This window comes from Sporofaciens sp. St.21A7 (assembly GCF_059728535.1).
Genome location: NZ_BAAGFN010000001.1, coordinates 692325 through 711350, shown reverse-complemented (window position 1 = coordinate 711350; position 19026 = coordinate 692325). Strand labels below are relative to the sequence as shown.

The 19026-nt window shown below is 44.1% G+C and carries 16 protein-coding genes, 1 pseudogene and 1 other annotated feature; of the genes and pseudogenes, 6 read left to right on the top strand and 11 right to left on the bottom strand.

Annotated features, from left to right (window positions below):
- Positions 1-33: 33 nt before the first annotated feature.
- The 5 genes from AC6I3O_RS03360 to AC6I3O_RS03340 all read right to left on the bottom strand — a co-directional run bounded on the left by AC6I3O_RS03360 (position 34) and on the right by AC6I3O_RS03340 (position 7895).
- Entirely contained in the window at positions 34-1452 is a 1419-nt protein-coding gene (locus tag AC6I3O_RS03360) for a tetratricopeptide repeat protein (RefSeq protein ID WP_497849714.1), read from the bottom strand.
- 21 nt (positions 1453-1473) lie between these two features.
- Complete coding sequence (locus AC6I3O_RS03355) at positions 1474-1608, bottom strand: hypothetical protein (RefSeq protein ID WP_286151939.1); 135 nt, start codon at positions 1606-1608, stop codon at positions 1474-1476.
- A gap of 29 nt (positions 1609-1637) precedes the next feature.
- Positions 1638-2948 carry a bifunctional folylpolyglutamate synthase/dihydrofolate synthase gene (locus AC6I3O_RS03350; protein WP_497849713.1) on the bottom strand — a complete coding sequence of 437 codons (1311 nt, stop codon included), beginning with the start codon at positions 2946-2948 and terminating at the stop codon, positions 1638-1640.
- A 2-nt stretch (positions 2949-2950) separates the two neighbouring features.
- Positions 2951-5131 (bottom strand): LTA synthase family protein, encoded by a 2181-nt coding sequence (locus AC6I3O_RS03345; protein ID WP_497849712.1) that lies wholly within the window; start codon positions 5129-5131, stop codon positions 2951-2953.
- Between the two features lie 106 nt (positions 5132-5237).
- Complete coding sequence (locus AC6I3O_RS03340) at positions 5238-7895, bottom strand: valine--tRNA ligase (RefSeq protein WP_497849711.1); 2658 nt, start codon at positions 7893-7895, stop codon at positions 5238-5240.
- A gap of 96 nt (positions 7896-7991) precedes the next feature.
- Positions 7992-8280, bottom strand: a binding site (T-box leader).
- A 466-nt stretch (positions 8281-8746) separates the two neighbouring features.
- Between AC6I3O_RS03340 and AC6I3O_RS03335 the strand changes: the two genes are divergently transcribed.
- The 4 genes and pseudogenes from AC6I3O_RS03335 to AC6I3O_RS03320 all read left to right on the top strand — a co-directional run bounded on the left by AC6I3O_RS03335 (position 8747) and on the right by AC6I3O_RS03320 (position 11094).
- Positions 8747-8938 carry a hypothetical protein gene (locus AC6I3O_RS03335; RefSeq protein WP_497849710.1) on the top strand — a complete coding sequence of 64 codons (192 nt, stop codon included), beginning with the start codon at positions 8747-8749 and terminating at the stop codon, positions 8936-8938.
- Between the two features lies 1 nt (position 8939).
- Positions 8940-9167 carry a hypothetical protein gene (locus tag AC6I3O_RS03330; RefSeq protein ID WP_497849709.1) on the top strand — a complete coding sequence of 76 codons (228 nt, stop codon included), beginning with the start codon at positions 8940-8942 and terminating at the stop codon, positions 9165-9167.
- Between the two features lie 183 nt (positions 9168-9350).
- Positions 9351-10252: pseudogene (locus AC6I3O_RS03325) on the top strand (IS256 family transposase); the annotation flags it as partial.
- Positions 10246-11094: an ATP-binding protein gene (locus AC6I3O_RS03320; RefSeq protein WP_497849708.1), complete on the top strand. Its 849-nt coding sequence runs from the start codon at positions 10246-10248 to the stop codon at positions 11092-11094. The pseudogene AC6I3O_RS03325 and the gene AC6I3O_RS03320, both read left to right, overlap by 7 nt.
- A 446-nt stretch (positions 11095-11540) precedes the next feature.
- On the opposite strand, the gene AC6I3O_RS03315 is transcribed toward AC6I3O_RS03320, so the two are convergent.
- The 5 genes from AC6I3O_RS03315 to AC6I3O_RS03295 are packed head-to-tail and all read right to left on the bottom strand — an operon-like array spanning position 11541 to position 15844.
- The gene (locus AC6I3O_RS03315) at positions 11541-11681 is read right to left on the bottom strand and encodes a hypothetical protein (RefSeq protein WP_497849707.1); all 141 of its coding nucleotides are present in this window, start codon (positions 11679-11681) and stop codon (positions 11541-11543) included.
- Positions 11682-11692: 11 nt separating this feature from the next.
- Positions 11693-12340, bottom strand: a complete 648-nt coding sequence (locus tag AC6I3O_RS03310; protein WP_497849706.1) for an MAE_28990/MAE_18760 family HEPN-like nuclease — start codon at positions 12338-12340, stop codon at positions 11693-11695.
- The gene (locus tag AC6I3O_RS03305; protein WP_497849705.1) at positions 12321-13436 is read right to left on the bottom strand and encodes a GmrSD restriction endonuclease domain-containing protein; all 1116 of its coding nucleotides are present in this window, start codon (positions 13434-13436) and stop codon (positions 12321-12323) included. Before AC6I3O_RS03305 ends, AC6I3O_RS03310 begins: the two co-directional genes overlap by 20 nt.
- Positions 13437-13446: 10 nt before the next feature.
- Positions 13447-14364 carry a BsuBI/PstI family type II restriction endonuclease gene (locus AC6I3O_RS03300; RefSeq protein ID WP_497849704.1) on the bottom strand — a complete coding sequence of 306 codons (918 nt, stop codon included), beginning with the start codon at positions 14362-14364 and terminating at the stop codon, positions 13447-13449.
- Positions 14357-15844, bottom strand: a complete 1488-nt coding sequence (locus AC6I3O_RS03295; protein WP_497849703.1) for an Eco57I restriction-modification methylase domain-containing protein — start codon at positions 15842-15844, stop codon at positions 14357-14359. Before AC6I3O_RS03295 ends, AC6I3O_RS03300 begins: the two co-directional genes overlap by 8 nt.
- 474 nt (positions 15845-16318) lie before the next feature.
- On the opposite strand from AC6I3O_RS03295, the gene AC6I3O_RS03290 reads away from it, so the two are divergent.
- Together AC6I3O_RS03290 and AC6I3O_RS03285 are read left to right on the top strand one after the other, a co-directional pair.
- Entirely contained in the window at positions 16319-17194 is an 876-nt protein-coding gene (locus AC6I3O_RS03290) for a tyrosine-type recombinase/integrase (protein ID WP_497849702.1), read from the top strand.
- Positions 17187-18341, top strand: a complete 1155-nt coding sequence (locus AC6I3O_RS03285) for an IS91 family transposase (RefSeq protein WP_497849701.1) — start codon at positions 17187-17189, stop codon at positions 18339-18341. Before AC6I3O_RS03290 ends, AC6I3O_RS03285 begins: the two co-directional genes overlap by 8 nt.
- A 365-nt stretch (positions 18342-18706) precedes the next feature.
- On the opposite strand, the gene AC6I3O_RS03280 is transcribed toward AC6I3O_RS03285, so the two are convergent.
- The gene (locus AC6I3O_RS03280) at positions 18707-19021 is read right to left on the bottom strand and encodes a hypothetical protein (RefSeq protein WP_497849700.1); all 315 of its coding nucleotides are present in this window, start codon (positions 19019-19021) and stop codon (positions 18707-18709) included.
- Between the last annotated feature and the right edge of the window lie 5 nt (positions 19022-19026).

Genomic DNA, 19026 nt, shown 5'->3' with positions numbered 1-19026 from the left:
GCATATCCTTTTCCTTCGTGTACTATGGCAAGCTTATTCGCCGTCATCTCCGCCTGTATCGGCAGCGTCCCCGCCGTCTTCACCGCTTCCGCCGTCGTCGTCTGCGCCTTCGTCGCCGTCTTTGCCGTTACCGGACTGGGCATCTAAGACCTCTTTTGCGGTCTGGGCAGCTTCGGTGTCGGGGTAGCTCTCGACGAGCTTCTGGTATTTGAGGTTTGCCTGATTCTGGTCGCCACTTTTTTCGTAGGATTGGGCGAGGAGCAGCAAGGCTGCGCCTTCTTCGTAGCCTTCATCCATCTTCATCACCTGCTCTAAGTTCGTGATGGCGGCTGTGTAGTTGGCGACCTCAAAATTTTCCTGTGACGTGCCGTATAGGCTGGCACATACCCGGGGGAATAGTTCGCCGGTAATCTCGTCGTAGCTTTCCCTGCCTACGGTTCCAAGGGAATCCGGGGTTACTTTTAACAATTCTTCCACCATTGCCGAGTCTCCCATATCGTCTGCACGGAAATGGGCCGCCATGTTCAGGACGATTTCATAGCTTTCCTGGGTCGATGCTGCCGTTGCCTGTACATTTTCGGTCTCTTCACTGGTGGAACGGTATTCTTCCAGTTCTTTTTTCAGTGCGCTGATCTGCGCAGTCTGGGTGGCAATCTGGTCGCTGAACTGTACCGTCTGGCGGTTGGAGCGCTCCTGACGGGATGCATTGATGGTCGGCATGATAAGAAACCACATGACCGCGACGCCTACCACCAGGCCCAGCGCAATATTCAGGACTGTGTGCAGCCCCGCATTGTCCTTGATACTATTGGATACCGGCTGGATAATCGTCTCATTTCCCAGATTATAGGTGACGGTATGCTTGTCCTTCTTCTCCTTCTCCTTAATCTTGACATTCCTTGCACGCCGAATCTGGTTCAGCTCGTGCATACAGCGCAGGGAAAATTCATCCGTGGTGTCCAGCTTATACGCCGTCCGGATGGACTGCCTTGCAAATGTATACTGCTCCGTATGCATGTAAATCAATGCAAGGAGCTGATGCGCCTTTACATAAGACGGATGTACCGTCACAGCCTTTTTAAGCTGGATGATTGCCAAATCCTCACCATTCTGCCTGCAATAATCCAACGACTGGTTGTACCGCTTCGCAGCCTGGTTGATCGCCTCTAACTCTCCCGCCGTCTCACGCATCTTCTGTATGTAATAATTTGCAATATTATCATGAGACTGGAAATTCTTGCTCAGAATCCACTCTACTAACGCCTCTACCACGTCTCCCCTGCCATAATAGACCAGGCCGAGCAGGTTTCTGGACGCAATATTTCCCCTGTTATATTGTAAACTCTTCCTTAAAGACGTGATTGCACCCGACAAGTCCCGAATCTTTGCTTTCTTCAATCCGTCGTTATACCAGTACATGGACTGGTAGGAAAGCTTTGTTGTATAATCCATATGCGATCCTCAATCCTTCTTCTACTTTGCCTGTTCCATCACTTCCCGCAGGATATCCGTCATGTCCGTCAAATCCTCCTGATAGATTGCCTTCTCTATATCTTCCACTTCCAGGCTCGGCTGGAACTTCTTTAATTCTTCCTCAAAATCAAGCATAATACCTATGCCTCCTTTATACGCCCATCTTATATTCCAAACTTCTTCTGCCGCATTGCCGTCTTTACCATGCCCGCCAGATACAGAGAACCAAGGCAATAGACATCCCCGTCCGCTGTCCGCTGTGCTTCTGCCGCACGAAGCGCCTCACAGACATCCGCCTCACAGACGACCTTCTTCTTGGTATACTTTTGAAACACCCGCCTAAGCTCTTCGGCAGGAACCCGCCTTGCATCCTCCACCTCTGTCACAACAAAAGCATTCACGTCCAAATTGCTGCACAGGCATTCAATCATCTGCTCATAATTCTTGTCGCTGACCGCCGAGAACAGAACCACAGAACCATCTTGGGAATCCGCTCCCAGAGCCTTCATGCTCTCCACGAACGCTTCCACCGCTCCCGGATTATGCGCTCCGTCAACTACCAGATGCAAGGCGACGCGCTCCATCCTTCCTTCCCATCTGAGGGAAGCTAACGCCTCCTGCCAGCGTTCCTCATGAATCTGTTCACCTTCCAGCAGGTACTCCGCCGCGCAGAGGGCAATCTCAGCATTCATTGCCTGATAGCACCCACACATCGGCACATGTATCATAACATCTTTATCATACGCATTCACCCGGGAAAATGCAATATATTTTCTGGTAACTTCTTGAATTTCGTACGCATGATTCGATATTTCTCTACAGGGCGCACCTTTTTCAAATGCAATTCTGCGAATCACCTCAGAAGCCGCCGGGCAGCTCCCGTCAAAGAACACCGGAATCCCACGCTTAATAATTCCCGCCTTCTCCGCGGCAATCTGCTCAATCGTATCCCCCAGGATCTCCGTATGGTCAAGGCTTATGGACGTAATCACCGTAAAAAGCGGACGTTCCACCGAGTTTGTTGCATCCAGCCTCCCGCCAAGGCCTGTCTCCATCACAATATACTCCACATCCGTCCCCGCGAACGCCTTCATCCCCATACCGAACAAAAACTCAAAATAAGAAGGATGTCCCCATCCCTCTCGTTCCATCTCCTCCGCAGCCTTTCGCACTTCATGAAAGACCTCAGTAAACCTTGCATCATCAACCGGGACATGATTCACCCGTATCCGCTCATTTACAGACACAAGATGGGGAGAAGTAAAAAATCCTACCCTCTTCTCCTCCGCCATCAAAATCGCCTGTAAGTATGCACAGACAGACCCCTTACCATTGGTTCCCGCCACATGGACAATCTTCCTGTCTAAAGCAGGATTCCCAAGCCTCCTCAAAAACTCCTTCGTATGCTCCAGACTGTGCTTCTTCGTGAACTTAGGAATCTTCTCTATATATCTGACTGCCTCCCGATATGTCATTCTTACTCTCCCTCTTCTAACTGATCCACCCAAGACCTATCCTTATCCGTCGCCGTTCCTTCCTGAACCGCAAGCTCCCCGTCCTGATACAGATACACATCCGATTTCCGGAACACCGTATTGCTCGACCCCATCTGGATGACCACAATCTCATCTCCTTCCGAAAACTCCGTCTCCGGCAAATCAATCCTCGTATTATTCAAAAACGTACTCTTCTGCTTCTCCCCATTGACGAATACCTTGCTGGACTTGGTAAAATTCTCCCCATAAAGGCTGTACCCATCCCCCAGATGGGGGATCACATTCTGAAGCGTCACGTCCCGTACGCCCATTACCATATGCCCCTCGGTAATCGGAGGCTTTCCGTCATACACATACTGCTCCCCATAGAGGATATCATACTGTAAAATCTCCAAATCCGCCAGGTAATTCTTCGTCTTGCGCCGCTCCTGATGATAATTGAACACCGTGCCAGAATGGATATCCAACCGCCCCAGCACATCCGCCATAATCTGGTAAGAAGGAATATTCCTGTCCTCCTTAGGAAGCCCGATATTATCCCAAATCACGTAATTCGTATTATAGAGATAACGCCCCTTTAAGTCCTCCGCCTTCAGTCCCATTGTCGGCAGATGGTCGCCATAGAACACAACCACCGTAGGCTCTCCCCGCTCTTCCATAGCCTTCACCAGATTTCCGGCAAACTGATCCATCTCATAGACCTGATTGACGTAATACTCCCATTTATTCTTCGTTCCCTCATCCGCAATCCCTTCCACCAGAATTTTCGGATTCTCGATAATCCTCTCTTCCGGGTAGTCTCCATGTCCCTGGACGCTGATTCCGAACACAAAATCCTGCCCTTCTGTAGTGTCCATCGCCTCCAAAATATGCTGAATCAGGATATCATCCTTGGCCCATCCATTTTCTGTTGTCTGCAGGATATTCATAAATTCCTTGCTGGTATAACTGTCAAATCCCACATTATTGAACACCTTCGCCCGGCTGTAGAAATTCCCCCCATTATTGTGGAGCGCATGGGTTCCGTACCCCAGGGCCGCAAGCGCCGTCGCCGCGCTCTCACTCACCTGATTCTTGAGCACCGTCTTATAAGGATACTCCCCAGGCCCGAAATACCGGAGGTTCATACCCGTCAGAACCTCGAACTCCGTATTTGCAGTTCCCGCCCCAATGGACGGAACCTTAAAATAACCGGAAGAAAAATTCTCATACATATGTCGGAGGTTCGGGCTTGCATCCTCTGATGTGGTAAAAAATTCTGCTTCCGCCACATCAAAATATGACTCTAACTGAATAAAAATGATATTCGGAAGATCGTCTTTCGCGCGCCCCGTCTCACTCTTCGTAATCTCCCGGTTATTGCTGATCTCCGTAATGGTCTTCTCATTGTAATCGTTCGGCTCCGTAATCCCGGTGTTGAACACACTCGCCATAAAACAATAGGGAAGCCCATAATCCTCATAGGCAAATGCAATATTTCCAAAATAAGTGGATACCACTCGTTTCTCTACCGCCAAATCCGATACAATCCCATACAGCACGAACCAGACAGCCACGCCGGCCACCGCCCACAGGCGGCGGACCTTACCGTTATACTGTCCTCCCCGGCGCCACATGGAAATCACCCAGATTACGACGGCTCCGATTCCGACGGCAAGGCCTACCAGCTCCACCCCGTTAAAATAATTGTTAATCAAAGTGATTCCATCTTTTGCCACCTTGAAATCCTGCGCATTGAAGGGGGTCACACGCTTCATCAGCATATATCCGTTGGCTACGCCAAGGGCTAGCCACAGCACACTGATGATGATGCGCACGAACATCCTCCGCTTGACCAGATAGACCACAGAAAATGTGACAAATATCATGAAAGCATTATACAGGAACACCAGCGGCGTCCCTGTCATATACTCCCAGGCCTCCACAGCGGAATGTCTGGAAATTGCCTCGATGATAAAATTAATGGCACACGCCAAAACTGCGTGCAGAAGCAGGGAAATCCGGTTCATGAACAGATATACCGGCTTCATCTTCCTTGCAAATGCGCTGTTACGTCTCTCCTCAAGAATCCTCTCCCGCCGCTCTTTCCTGGCTTTCCAGTATGCCTTCACATCTTCTTTTTTTATATTTTTCAGTTTGTGAAATGAGCCAAACTTCTTCATAATCTCCCCTTAGAAACTGCTAAACCATATTTCACGCAACACACCGCCACATGCGCCGCCCTTTCATGCAAGCGGCACATGCAGCCCATCCTTAACAATCTTTTGGCTATGCCCGTTTTGCCTTCAAGCTCATAAGACGTTCGCTTACCTGTTCCTTCATCTGCCGATACTTCTCAAGCTTCTCCCGCTCTTCTTTGACCTTCGCCTCCGGGGCCTTGCTCACGAACTTCTCATTCCTAAGCATCCCCTCCGCCCGGGCGATTTCCTTTAAAAGCCTCGTCTCCTCTTTCGTCAGGCGCTCGATTTCCTGCGCAAAATCAATCAGCTCCTCCAACGGAACATACACCGTCGCATCCGGGACAACGATAGATACCGCATCGTCTGCAATCCCCGACTTATCCTTCTGGATAATGAATTCATTTGCCGCCGCCATCATTACCGCCGACTTATTCAGGAACGCTAACCCAGAGCATAACTGCTGGTCTTCACAGACAACATACACCGTCGCCTTGCGGGAATTAGGGACATTCATTTCGGCACGCACATTACGGACTCCACGGATAATCTCCTTGTAATGCTCCACAATATTCTCTGCTATCGGGAAATGATACCTCTCCTCATACACAGGCCATTTTGACATCATCAGGGACTCTTCCTCCGGCACAAGTTTGCTGTAAATCTCCTCGGTAACGAATGGCATATAAGGATGTAAGAGCTTCAGAGACTTCTTCAGCACCTCTTTCAGCGTCCACAGCGCGTCATTTGCGCTCTGGGCATCCTCCCCTGCATGATAGATCCGATACTTAGCGATCTCAATATACCAGTCGCAGAACTCATCCCACAGGAAATCATATATCTTCGACAGCGCGATCCCCAGCTCGAACTTATCCATGTTCTCGGTCACTTCCCGAATCAGGCTGTTACACTTAGACAAAATCCAACGGTCTCCCGGGCGGAGCTTAAAGTCCACAGGCTCCGTCAATTCCTTATCCCCAAGGTTCATCAGGATAAATCTGGAAGCATTCCAGACCTTATTGGCAAAATTACGGCTTGCCTCCACCCGCTCGTTGTAGAAACGCATATCGTTGCCGGGCGCATTTCCTGTCATCACCGTCATACGCAGGGCGTCGGCGCCGTACTGGTCAATAATCTCCAACGGGTCAATGCCATTTCCCAGGGACTTACTCATCTTGCGGCCTTTCGAGTCCCGAATCAGCCCATGGATGAATACCGTATGGAACGGCGATTTGCCCGTGTGGGCATACCCGGAAAATACCATCCGCACTACCCAGAAGAATATGATGTCATATCCCGTAACCAGCACGTCCGTCGGGTAAAAATAATCCAAATCCTCCGTATGCTCGGGCCATCCAAGGGTGGAAAAAGGCCACAATGCAGAAGAAAACCAGGTATCCAACGTATCCTCATCCTGCGTAAAATGCCTGCATCCGCATTTCGGACAAACTTCCGGAGTTCCTCTTGACACTACAATCTCGCCGCACTCATCACAATAGTACGCCGGAATCCTATGTCCCCACCAAATCTGCCGTGAAATACACCAGTCCCGGATATTCTCAAGCCACCGCAGATACACCTTGTCAAACCGCTCCGGCACGAATCTAAGCTCGCCCTTCTTAATGGCCTCGATGGCCGGCTTCGCCAGTTCATCCATTTTCACGAACCACTGCTGCTTGATTAGCGGCTCTACCGTCGTCTTACATCTCTCATGGGTTCCTACATTATGGGAATGAGGAACGACCTTCACCAGATATCCCTGCTCCTCCAAATCACTGACAATCGCTTTTCTTGCCTCGTAACGCTCCATACCGGCATATCTGCCGCCCTGCTCATTGATGGTGGCATCGTCGTTCATGATATTGATTTCCGGAAGGCCATGGCGTTTGCCAACCTCGAAATCGTTGGGGTCATGTGCCGGCGTAATCTTAACCGCTCCGGTTCCAAATTCTTTGTCTACATAATAATCTGCCACAATTGGGATTTCTCTATTCACCAATGGCAATAATGCTTTCTTGCCGACGATTCCCTGATAACGCTCATCGTCCGGATGCACCGCGATTGCCGTATCCCCAAGCATGGTCTCCGGTCGGGTGGTGGCAATCTCAAGGAACTCATCCGTCCCTACGATTGGATACTTGATATGCCAGAAGAAACCATCCTGCTCTTCATGCTCCACCTCTGCGTCGGACAGGGCTGTCTTACAGATTGGGCACCAGTTGATGATTCTGGAGCCTTTGTAAATATATCCCTTTTCGTACAGACTTATGAATACCTCTTCTACGGCTTTTGAGCAGCCCTCGTCCATGGTGAACCGCTCCCGGTCCCAGTCGCAGGAAACGCCTAATTTTTTCAGCTGCCCTTCAATGGTTCCCGCATACTCTTCCTTCCACTGCCATGTCCGTTCAAGGAACTTCTCCCGTCCTAACTCCTTCTTGTCAATGCCTTCTTCCTTTAGCTGGTTCGTCACCTTCACTTCTGTGGAAATGGCGGCGTGGTCTGTCCCCGGCACCCACAGGGCGTTAAATCCCTGCATCCGCTTGTAACGGATGATGATATCCTGCATGGTATTGTCAAGCGCATGGCCCATGTGCAACTTTCCTGTGATATTCGGCGGAGGCATTACCGTGGTAAATGGTTTCCTGCTCCTGTCTACTTCCGCATGAAAATAATTGTTGTCGCACCATTTCTGGTATAACTTAGGTTCAATCTCTTTCGGATTGTAGGTCGTCTCTAAATTCTGGCTCATGTACATTTCCTCTCTTTCTTTGTTGGTCAGTGTATCACCTAAGGGCGTATGTACCTGCTGTAATTTTTAAGGTATTAAAAAACCGCCCTTTACTGTGTAAAGGGCGATTGAATCAATCGAATCGCGGTACCACCTTTATTCTGCATAGAAGAAAGACTCCTATACCTCTCATCTTATTCTTTAACGGGAACGACTCCGGGATAACCTACGCTTCCTGCTCAAAAGGGTCAGCTATCCGGCTCCGAAGCTACCTTCTGCATCTCAATCCTTAAATACCTCTCAGCCTGTAAAACAGACGGTCCTGTTCGGTATCTGCCGCTGTCTCACCGGGTACTCTCTCTGTCAGAACGAACTTATGCATACTCCTCTTCTTCAACGCCTTTGTGCTATAATCATTTGTTGTTTGAACTTTAAACAGGATTATAGACACCGTGAAGATGTTTGTCAAGGAGTTTCCGTAATTTTCAGAAAGTATTAAGATGTTACAATTTATCTAACATTTCTTAGGATAAAGGATGGCTCATGAGAAATTCCCTTGCAGAAAGCGAAATCTCCATGTTATACTACCTATTATAAATACCTTGAGCATTTTGTAAGGAGAGCTGAGATGAAAATCTATCTTGACATGTGTTGCTACAATAGACCATACGATGACCAGTCTCAAATAAAGATAGCTTTAGAGACGCAGTCCAAACTGTACATTCAGCATCTTATAAAAGATAAAAAACTTGAATTGATCACATCTGCTGCGCTATGAATGCGGCTGCAATCCTTTTGAAATGCGTCGTAATACTATTCTTGATTTTATCCATAAAAATACGTTCGCATATGTAGGAGGCGAACACAAGATAATGATTGAAGCAAAAGCGGCAGAAATCATGCAGACAGGAGTGAAATTCAAAGATGCCTGCCATGTCGCGTCGGCTATATATGCCGGATGTGAATACTTTATATCTACAGACAAGCGTTTGCTGAAATATGCTACTAATGAAATAAAAATGGTCACACCAATTGAATTTGTTATAGAAATGGAGAGTGAATAAAATGTCTACAAGTACCGCCGAAATCATGAGCAAAGGCATGAAATGCCTGACCGAACAGTTAGGTATCATAGACGCAGAACGTTTTGTTTCCATCATAATCCGCGAAAAATTTGATTACACTAAATGGCAAAGAGAATATTTTGACGGAAAAACCCCTGAAGAAATCAGCGCCGAGGCTGCCCAATATGAAAAAGAACATCCTTTTACAGGGAACGGAGTCAGACTCTAATTCTAGCTTGCTCTCAAGTATAGTATCTTATAAAGCACAATCAATAGCGATTCAGATAAACTGGGAGTGTAAAATAAAGTGTGTAAGTTAGAAATACAACAAATCTAACTGCGCACTTTATTTTTCTGTATAAAGTGTGCTACACTCAAAGAAAGGATGAAGAAAAGGATGGGTACAGCACTAATGGCACGAAGGAACAAACAGAACACAAGAGGGGCCGCAATCGCACAGGCAATCATGGAGGAATACCAGCCACAGACAAGGGAAGAGATGCAGGATGCCATCAAAGACATCTTCGGCCCCATGTTTGAGTCCATGCTCCAGGGGGAGATGGACTCCCATCTGGGATATGTCAGCAACGAGCGCGGGGAAAAGAATACCACGAACAGGCGTAATGGTTATTCCCATAAGTCTGTCAATACTGCATATGGGAAGATGGACGTTTCCGTCCCCAGGGACAGGGAGGGCAGCTTCAAACCAAAGGCAATCCCCAAACGGACAAAAGATGTAAGCGGGATCGAGGACAAGGTGCTGTCCATGTATGCAAGGGGAATGAGCCAGCGCGATATTGCCGATACGGTTGAAGATATCTATGGGTTTGATATTTCCCACGAGACAATTTCAACAATTACGGACAGGGTAATCGCAACAGCGGAAGAATGGCAGAACCGCCCACTGAAAAAGTTCTACACGTTCCTCTTTGTTGATTGTATTTACATTACCATCCGCAAGGAAATGGAAACAAAAAACTGCGCAGTTTATGTTGTCCTTGGATATGACGCAGACGGCGTAAAGGACGTGCTTGGGCTGTGGATCGGGGAATCGGAAGGGAAGCACTATTGGATGGGGCGCCCAGCCTGAAAGCGGCGGAAGCGGAATTTGAGCGTTTTAAGCAGGCATGGGCAAAATACCCAGGAGCCGTGGACGTATGGGTGCGTAACTGGCAGCATGTAGCCCAGCTATATAATTATGGCAGTGCCGTCAGGAAGGTTATGTATACGACAAATGCCATAGAGTCCGTCAATTCAAGCCTTCGTAAAGTCACAAAAAAAGGGGCATTCCCCAATGAGGCTGCTGTATGCAAGGCAAATATTTTGTAGAATCAGTGACTTCTGTTGGACCGATGGATTCCAAAGCTTTTAAGCCGCAGCAAGGAGCTGGCAGACAGGCAGAGGGGAGGTGCCCAGTAATGCTCACTGGAAGCAACCTTCTGAATACGCTTGTGGATGAATTAAACGAGCTGGGACTGCCCAATATGGCAGCGGAACTGGATAAGCTCTACGCTTCTCCTGGATTCCTTGAGATGGACCACCTTACGCTGCTCTCAGAGCTTATATCTCCTGAATACAGGGATAAAATCAGTAAACGGATAAATAACCGTCTTCGTTCGGCAAAGCTCATAGGATGCCCCGCAGAGATTGAGAACTGTAAGGATTCCAGGGAAAGGGAATACTTGCCGCCTGGAATTCCGCAACTCTTGTCAACACTGGAATTTGTTCCAAAAGGTTTTAACATTTGCATTCTGGGCGCATCTGACACTGGAAAAACCTATCTGGCAAAGGCAATCGGCATAAAAGCGTGTATGGATTACCGGGTAGGATATTTCCACTGTGAGGAACTGCTGGAAAGTCTTTCATCACAGAAGCAGCTGGATTACGGTAAATACGAGCGGAAAATAGCTGGATTGTTCAAACAGGATATTTTGATATTGGATGATTTTCTTCTTCACACAATTGAAGATGAGGCAGAGATCAAGATTTTATTTGCACTATTGGAGGGCAGGTCAGAGAGACAGAAAAGTACCATCATCTGTTCTCAAAGGGCACCGGAAAACTGGAAGCCAATGATTATGAACGATGAGATATCAGCGAACTCTATCGTAAAGAGGGCAACCAAGCATTACACGATTATGATTAATAGACGATAATTACCGTCAAACGAGCGGCCGTTTTGCTCCGCAAGGTGGCCACTCTAAAACGCATCAGTGGACGCTGAGCCCCGCAGAATGCAAGTACAAGAAAAGTGTTCACGAGTGGAACGCTAATATAGTATTTCAAACAAGGGAACTACGAGCGAGTTCCCTTTATTTTATATATACATAATTTTTCTTCTTCAACATAAAATACTATTACAATTCTTCTTTGGACGTGTGCCAAAGAATTTATTTTAGAGCCATTTTAGAGCCACAAGCCATTTTCAATGATATTTCTGCAAGTGGCTTTTTCTTTTGTTCGCTATTATTTTCAGGCATTAAGAAACCGCAACCCCTTGATTTCTCAAAGGATTGCGGTGCTTATTTTTATTATTTGGCTCTAATCTCAAGATTACTCAACGATAGTAGCAACCCTACCAGAACCTACAGTCCTACCACCCTCACGGTATTTGAATAGCGTTTTTTGTGGTATTTTCTATGCTTTTTATTGTTGAAAACAGCATAAAATCGTTGTTTTTGCGTGGCGTATTTTTATTTGTCTGATTTCTTGGCACCGTTTTGGCACCATTATCATCTTCCATAGCACATTATTTCATTTAGCCTTAAGGTACTTCTCATTAATTGCTGCATCCAGAATTTGTTCCTTAAACAACTCCATAATTTCTAAAATATTCTTCAATGTTTCATCAAATTCAGTTTCAGTAATATATACTTTTTCTCCATGTACAATCCCATGCCTATTGCTCAAGAGATCAGTGTCAATATACTTTTGTTTTGTTTCATATAAGGTAAAATCCAGACCTATACTATTCACTATTTCCTTAAATACCAAAGAAGACGGATTCCCACCTGTTTTGATTAAGGGTTTATCTTGTGAATAATGCACTCTAAAGCTAAGATTTTCATAACAATCCAAAAAAGTATGTAAAACATTGCTATAAACTGATATTTTATCAGTCTCATTACAAGAATCAAAATTTCCTTGAAAGTATATTGCTGCAAAATTTATTCTCAATTCGGATATTCGTAAATTTTGCGAAGACACAAATACAATATAATAGTTTGCAGCCCTTTTTAAAAATCCCTCAAAATGTGCACACAGTAACGCTAACCCCATTCTGCATATAGTCCTATTCTTTGTAGAATGTATCATCATTTGAAAATCAATTAATTCCTTTTTCCGCCATGCAAAATCCTCATTTAATCTATCCTGCAATTTTTCAACCGTTTTTATTTTCATTCGAAAACCATATCCTGCTAAATTCAATCAACTGACACATTCTGTCAAGTGGTCTAACCCCTCTCTTGGTCGCACTCTCATATTGTGGTTGATTGTATATCTGAACTACTTTCTTTTTTAGCAACTCCTTATTAGTTTCCCAATAGTCTATATTACTATAAACGCCGGGAATAATAGACTCATATGCACTAATTAACATAGACCCTTTAAATCTATCATTCTTGAATTTCTTAAATGCATTTTCCCCTAATAAATTTGATAGGAGTTTAAAAATTCTAGAAAATTTATCTGAATATTCAAGCATTACTTTTTTATTATTCTCTATTGCTATTTCCTCAATTTTTTCCGTCAAAAAAGCATCCATATTTCTACTTTTATCAATATATTTAAGCTGATTGTTTGATAATGATGTATAAACTATATATCGTACAATCCACTCCATATCATGCCTTTCCTCCGTTTGTGCCTCTGTCATCGGAGTACATTTTTTATAATATGTATCTTTATATAAATCACTAATAGTTTCGTACAAATCTTTATTAGTCATAATTAACAAGCAATTTCTAATCTCCTGTGGAGACAAATGTGTTCCCCCGGTATTTAAACGCTGAAACATTTCATACTTAGACGTATCCTTATCCCCTGTCTCTTTTATAATAGTAAAATTCAATTTTTCTCTTTTAAATGTAATTTTTTGATCTTCTGGAAACAAATCATTGTTATCCCAACGGACTCCTTCTAACGCAGGTAAAAATTTTGTCGCCTGTAACACTAGTGGATCATACTTTTCTCCATTTTCTTTTTTCAAAACCTGCAAAAACTGTAAAATAGTAGATAGCCTCTGTTGTCCATCAATAACATCCCATTTCCCGTTTACTTTTTGCGAAACAAAAATGGGGGGGATAGGAATCCCCAAAAGTATTGATTCAATAAGTTTAGACTTTTGTTCTTCATCCCATCTATAAAATCGCTGAAATTCTGGATGCACATCTAATTCACCATCTCGGTACAAATTCATCATTTCCCCTATTGACATAGGATAAGAATCTACTATAATTTCTTTTCTTTTATCTACAATTTCTTCTTTCAATCCCATACGCCTTCTCCTATCTCGGTCCCAGAAACTTATCTCCATTCAAATGTATCATATGCTCTGGCATCTCCGCAATCCAGACTTCCGTTTCCCATGCCAAATCCTCGGAAAATTTCTTGTACGTCTTAAAATCAAGAAATGCCGTCACAAAGATTTTTCCTGCTGTCACATTCTTCGTCATCTCCGCTATTTCCAATATCCTTTTAGAATCCATCGGTCCTACAGAAGTCACTGATTCCACAAAATATATCCATTTGTTATCTTCTCTATACAAAACCACATCCGGCATCTTATCATGTAAAGTTATTTCAAATCCTAACTCTGTCAGTTTGCTGGTATTTTTCACTAAATCCTTCTCTATGGTATCGCCCACATACAAGCATTCCGAATTTGGCGCAAATCGCGGAGCAAATTCTTCAATAATAGCTTTTTGCAATTCATTATGTTTGCCCGTAGAAAATTGAAAATCGCTCCCATTAATATGTACTGGCATCATCGTCATTTTCTTTTTAGAAGCATAAATATCAACCAATTTTTCGTGATAGGTTAAAAAACGATTCATGGATTTTTGCCACTTCGGCGTTTTAAAGGTCCTCACCATCTGCAAAGTTTCTTCTGTAAGCCTATATCTATAATTAGGGCTGTTTGTTGCTTTCCCATTATCTTCTACAAGTGCCGCATTACGAAAATGATGTAATGCTTGCTTACGAAATGTTTCCCTGCTGTTTTCTGCATATGTCGTTCCATAATGTGCGTTTGCAAATTGAATTATATCATGAATACGAATCCACTCATTTCCTGCGCTCGACCATGCCATATCCTGTTTTATTCCCGCCATTGCCAACAATACATAACAGCAAATATCCGCTTGCTGCGCTTTTGGCATTCCAAGCATTTTCAGTATTTCTCTTGCCTCATCGATTTTATCCACAATATCCCTCCAATATCATATTACAGTTGTTTTCAGACATATCCCTGCTTTTCATCAGCATTCTTCCCATTTCTTGTATGCTTTCCAAATCCGGCACAGGCATAGCATTAATTTCAGTCGAATTTACCTGTGTAGAGCCATTCAAAATTCGATAGTATTCATCATAAAGCGTAGAATTAAAAATTACATACAATCCATATACAAGACACTCCGACATTTCCATCATCAACCCATCTACAAAATTTATCTTATTTTGCGTACTAATTTTCTTATATTGCGGATATTTCTTCGATAAATATACTCCACACTGTAGCCTACGGCGTTCTTCCTTCGCTGTAAAACGCTTCACAAACAGATAATTCCGATTATCCTGCACTAACCCCTTTTGATCTGTCACAACATATTCATGTTCTTTTTGAATAGGAAACTGCACTTCCCCCTGTTTGATATGTTGAGAATAAAAGAGTGGAATTGCACCTTCTTCCATATTATCACGAAGTATCTCTCGGTTGCGAAAATCAACCGTCAGCCCTGTTTTCATTTTCAAGCCAATGTCCGGCAGTGTTTTATCAAACTTATGTAAGCGTTCTAATACAGAAACTTCCTTTTCGTCCGTCACTAAATATACATAATAATCATTCCCCGATACAACAAGGCTGTACGGCACAGTTAAAGAAGTCAGATTGTCAAAATCACCATTTGACTGTGAAGAAGTAATTGTTACTTTTTCTGGTACTTTATCTGTCTTTTTCACTTTTATAATAATCGTTTCCTGTAAAACATCTTCTTTATCAAACACCTTATTCCTGCTTACAAATAAATGAATATGCTTCAATTTACCCTTGGTCAGAAAATATTGACGAAAATGCTTAAAATATGCTCCCGATGTCCAAGAACGGGGAATAATATACACCATTTCTCCATAATCAGTAAGATTATACAGTCCCATTGCCGCAAAAAGGAAATACAAATTTGGCGCACCATAGCAAACCTCCGGCATTGCGGTTGCTTCCGGTGCATCTTTTGGTATTTTCATATATGGAGGATTTCCGATTACAAAATCATATTTCTTAGGATTAGGATTACCACCCAACATATGATTAAAATCTAAGTATTGGCTTGTGATATAATTATCTGTAATAATCTCTATCTGAATATCCTTTTGCGAATGTTCTTGGAAAACTCGCAAGTTTTCCTTTAACAGTTCTAAAATATTACCATCATTCTCATAACAAGTCAGTTCTATTGTCTGAACAAAGTCCATCTGCTCTAATCGTTCTAAAAATGCACACGCCAAAATACCCGAACCTGCCCCTGCATCTAAAATACAAATTTTAGACATATTTTCGGGAATGTGATACAAACCGACCATAAAACGCGCTGTTTCCTTGCTCGTAAAAAACTGACCGTATGCTTTGCGCTCCTTTTTGGGCATACTGTCAATATATTGATTTGTGCGCTCAATAATATAATCTAACATTTTTCTTCCCTTTTCACCAAAACTTAAACACACTAAAACGTAATTTCATACAACGCCTCACTGCTTTTCTCCTAATTGTCCTACCCACATGGTGCTAGCACCATGTTAATGTAATTATTAAGAGAAAAATATTTATTTAATCAATCAAATTTTATCATCATTCGTCTCAATTCTTTTTCTGTCATGAGATTATCTAATATTGGTTAAATTGTACCAAGTCGCTAGCGCGACGGCTAGCCCCAGATACGTGAAACCGCTACTTTTTTTCATAAAAAGATAGCAGTTTTTGAATATATGTTGTATTGTTGAGATACCCCTATCGCAACTTTACACATACCAAAAACTGCTATGCTTATGTTACCATGGATTTTTAATCTCAGCAACTACATATCTGAAAATTTTTATCGTCCGCCCCCTGCTTTCATTGGTGTTTTTTCTCTTATCACATCATTTTATTTTTCAGGAGGTTCTTTTATGGACGATTATTTAAAACAATTCAGGGAGATGCTCTCCCTTCGTGGGCTTACTGACCATACCGTAACATCTTATTCCACTTATATCCGGGCTTACCTTCAGTATCTTTCTGATTTCCTTCACAAGATGCCTGAAGATGTTTCCTGGCAGGAACTCCGGGGCTTTATCCGCTGGCTCCAAGCTGATAAACACCTGTCCGACAGGACTATGAATGCCTGTATCTCCCAGCTCCGCGCTTTTACCCTGTTTGTCCTCCACCAGCCATGGAACTCTACACAGCTCCCCACCCGTAAGTTCGATACTTATCTTCCTTTTGTCCCTACAAGGGAAGAAATGCGCATTTTTCTTTCTTCTATCACAGATTTAAAGTTTAAGGCCCTTCTCTGTTTGATGTTTTCTTCCGGGCTGCGCATCGGCGAAGTCCGCCATTTAAAATGCTCTGATATCGAACACTCCAAAGGCAGGATTCTCGTCCGCGCCTCTAAAAACCGTTCTTCCAGATACGCGCAGCTTTCCGAACAGGCTTGGCTGCTTATTCTCCAGTACTGGTATTCTTTCCCCTCCGGACAACGCCCGCGGAACTGGCTCTTTACCCAGAAAAGAGATCCTTCCAAACCGATTGACCATCAACGGGTTCCCGATTTTATCCTTGCACACGAAAAGGCTCTGGGATGGGAACACTGCTTTCCCTGCCATACCTTCCGCCATGCTTTTGCCACCTATCACTATGAGGACGGAACCGATCTGCTTACTTTAAAAGCACTGATGGGGCACCGCTCCATCAATTCCACTGCTGTCTACGTCCATCTTTCTTCCCGCGTATTTCATGCAGTACAGAGTCCTTTTGACCGGATGGGAGGGATGCTCCTTGACTGATCTGATGATCCGGCAGGTCTGGCTGAATTCTTACGCTGATTTTCAGTCTTCCGGTTATTTCCAATCCGATATACAGAGAAAAGCTTCACTGGCGATCCTGGACTGTAAATCCGGGAAACTGGGGGTGAATATTTCCCGGTGTCCTGATTGCGGGCATATCGAGGTCCACAATAATTCCTGCCGCAACCGCAACTGTCCCAACTGTCAGGCAGTCAAGAAAGAAATCTGGGTAGACAAACGCAGGGCGGAAGTGATGGATTCCCCTTACTTTCATGTGGTATTTACACTTCCTCATGAGCTGAATCCCCTCATCTACTGTAACCAGAAACTCCTATACGGATTCTTCCATAGATGCTGTGCCGAAACGCTTTTAGAACTTTCCGCTGATAAAAAGCATCTCGGCGCAACACCCGGTATTATTCAGGTCCTCCACACCTGGGATCAGGAAATTAACTACCATGTACATATGCACTGTATTGTTTCAGGCGGCGGTCTTACTCCTGACCATAACATACGGAAAGTAAAGAAAAACTTCTTTCTCCGGGTGGAGGTCCTCCGGGATAAATTCAAGGGTAAGTTTCTTGCGGGCCTCCAGTCATTCTTTCAAAACAGCCAGCTGGTCTTTTCAGCTTCCTGTGAAAGACTTCGGAATTCTTATGAATGGTCCGAATTCCGGGATTCCTTTTATCAGAAAGACTGGTGCCCTTATATCAAAGAAACTTTCAACGGCTTTGGCAATGCGATTGAATATCTGGGCAGGTATACCCATAAGGTCGCCATATCAAACAGCCGCATCCTGTCTATGGATGGACAGCGGGTCTCTTTTTCTGCCAGGGGAAGAAAACCTAACGAGCCGCGCAGGACGGTTACCCTGAACAATGTGGAATTCATCCGGCGTTACCTGATGCATGTGCTGCCATTCGGTTTCCAGAAGATCCGCTACTATGGATTCCTGAATAACCGATATAAGACCAGAAACCTGAAGCTGATATTTACAATCCAGGGGCACCAGCGCTTCAAAGAAAAATATACAAATTTGTCAATGGCAGAACTTTTGAAAGCAGTCTGGAACATAGATATCCACATCTGCCCGGAATGTGGATGCTGCAACATGCAGCATATCGGAAAGACGTATGGCAGTTCTTGATAAAGAGCGTTTCTACTGAATAGTATTTTTTAAAGGCCTCCGCAAGAAGGTCTGCGAAGCATGCCCTTTTATGGGATATGCTTATGCAGTCAGCCTAAAAATGTTTTCCGTATGCCTAATCTCCCGTCAGAATTTCAGCATTTTTGCCAAGAAAGAAGAATACTATCCCCATATACATAATGGCCACCCGTCCGCGACTTGGTACAATTCGAAAGAATCACATTCAGGGCAGTTTTATCTTTTGTATAGAACTGCTCTCTTTGTCTGCCCTGAATCTGATACTTTCCTTAAGAATTATAACACCTTTTCACATTATTTTCCACCATAAAATATAGGGCATGGCAACCACCACACCCCCCTATTTTTTATCGTTCCAACGCTCTCTCTATCATCTGTTTCTGCCCCTTCAAGTCATTCTGCTTCTCATACAGATTATTACGCTCCTTGCAGAGTTCTTTCATGCGCTCCAACTGCGCCCGTACTCCCTCCCGGCAATCCGGCTCTATCTTTTTATATTCCCTGGTCAGATTACGGATTGTATTATTGTTTTCTTTTATCTGCTCCGACAGGCACACCCAGTCTATCAGATTTTGCACTTCCTTATCTGTTTCGTAAAGGTCTGTATCTGCTACGATTTTAGCACACAGCCGTATCATAACTTTCTTTTCCATATCGGTCATATCTA

Bases quoted from the DNA above. Each gene is read 5' to 3' on its own strand.
- AC6I3O_RS03320 (WP_497849708.1), top strand. From the start codon at position 10,246: ATGCAAGGCAAATATTTTGTAGAATCAGTGACTTCTGTTGGACCGATG.
- AC6I3O_RS03305 (WP_497849705.1), bottom strand. From the start codon at position 13,436: ATGGGATTGAAAGAAGAAATTGTAGATAAAAGAAAAGAAATTATAGTA.
- AC6I3O_RS03295 (WP_497849703.1), bottom strand. From the start codon at position 15,844: ATGTTAGATTATATTATTGAGCGCACAAATCAATATATTGACAGTATG.
- AC6I3O_RS03360 (WP_497849714.1), bottom strand. From the start codon at position 1,452: ATGGATTATACAACAAAGCTTTCCTACCAGTCCATGTACTGGTATAAC.
- AC6I3O_RS03290 (WP_497849702.1), top strand. From the start codon at position 16,319: ATGGACGATTATTTAAAACAATTCAGGGAGATGCTCTCCCTTCGTGGG.
- AC6I3O_RS03345 (WP_497849712.1), bottom strand. From the start codon at position 5,131: ATGAAGAAGTTTGGCTCATTTCACAAACTGAAAAATATAAAAAAAGAA.
- AC6I3O_RS03280 (WP_497849700.1), bottom strand. From the start codon at position 19,021: ATGACCGATATGGAAAAGAAAGTTATGATACGGCTGTGTGCTAAAATC.
- AC6I3O_RS03310 (WP_497849706.1), bottom strand. From the start codon at position 12,340: ATGAAAATAAAAACGGTTGAAAAATTGCAGGATAGATTAAATGAGGAT.
- AC6I3O_RS03315 (WP_497849707.1), bottom strand. From the start codon at position 11,681: ATGGAAGATGATAATGGTGCCAAAACGGTGCCAAGAAATCAGACAAAT.
- AC6I3O_RS03335 (WP_497849710.1), top strand. From the start codon at position 8,747: ATGATTGAAGCAAAAGCGGCAGAAATCATGCAGACAGGAGTGAAATTC.
- AC6I3O_RS03355 (WP_286151939.1), bottom strand. From the start codon at position 1,608: ATGCTTGATTTTGAGGAAGAATTAAAGAAGTTCCAGCCGAGCCTGGAA.
- AC6I3O_RS03350 (WP_497849713.1), bottom strand. From the start codon at position 2,948: ATGACATATCGGGAGGCAGTCAGATATATAGAGAAGATTCCTAAGTTC.
- AC6I3O_RS03330 (WP_497849709.1), top strand. From the start codon at position 8,940: ATGTCTACAAGTACCGCCGAAATCATGAGCAAAGGCATGAAATGCCTG.
- AC6I3O_RS03340 (WP_497849711.1), bottom strand. From the start codon at position 7,895: ATGAGCCAGAATTTAGAGACGACCTACAATCCGAAAGAGATTGAACCT.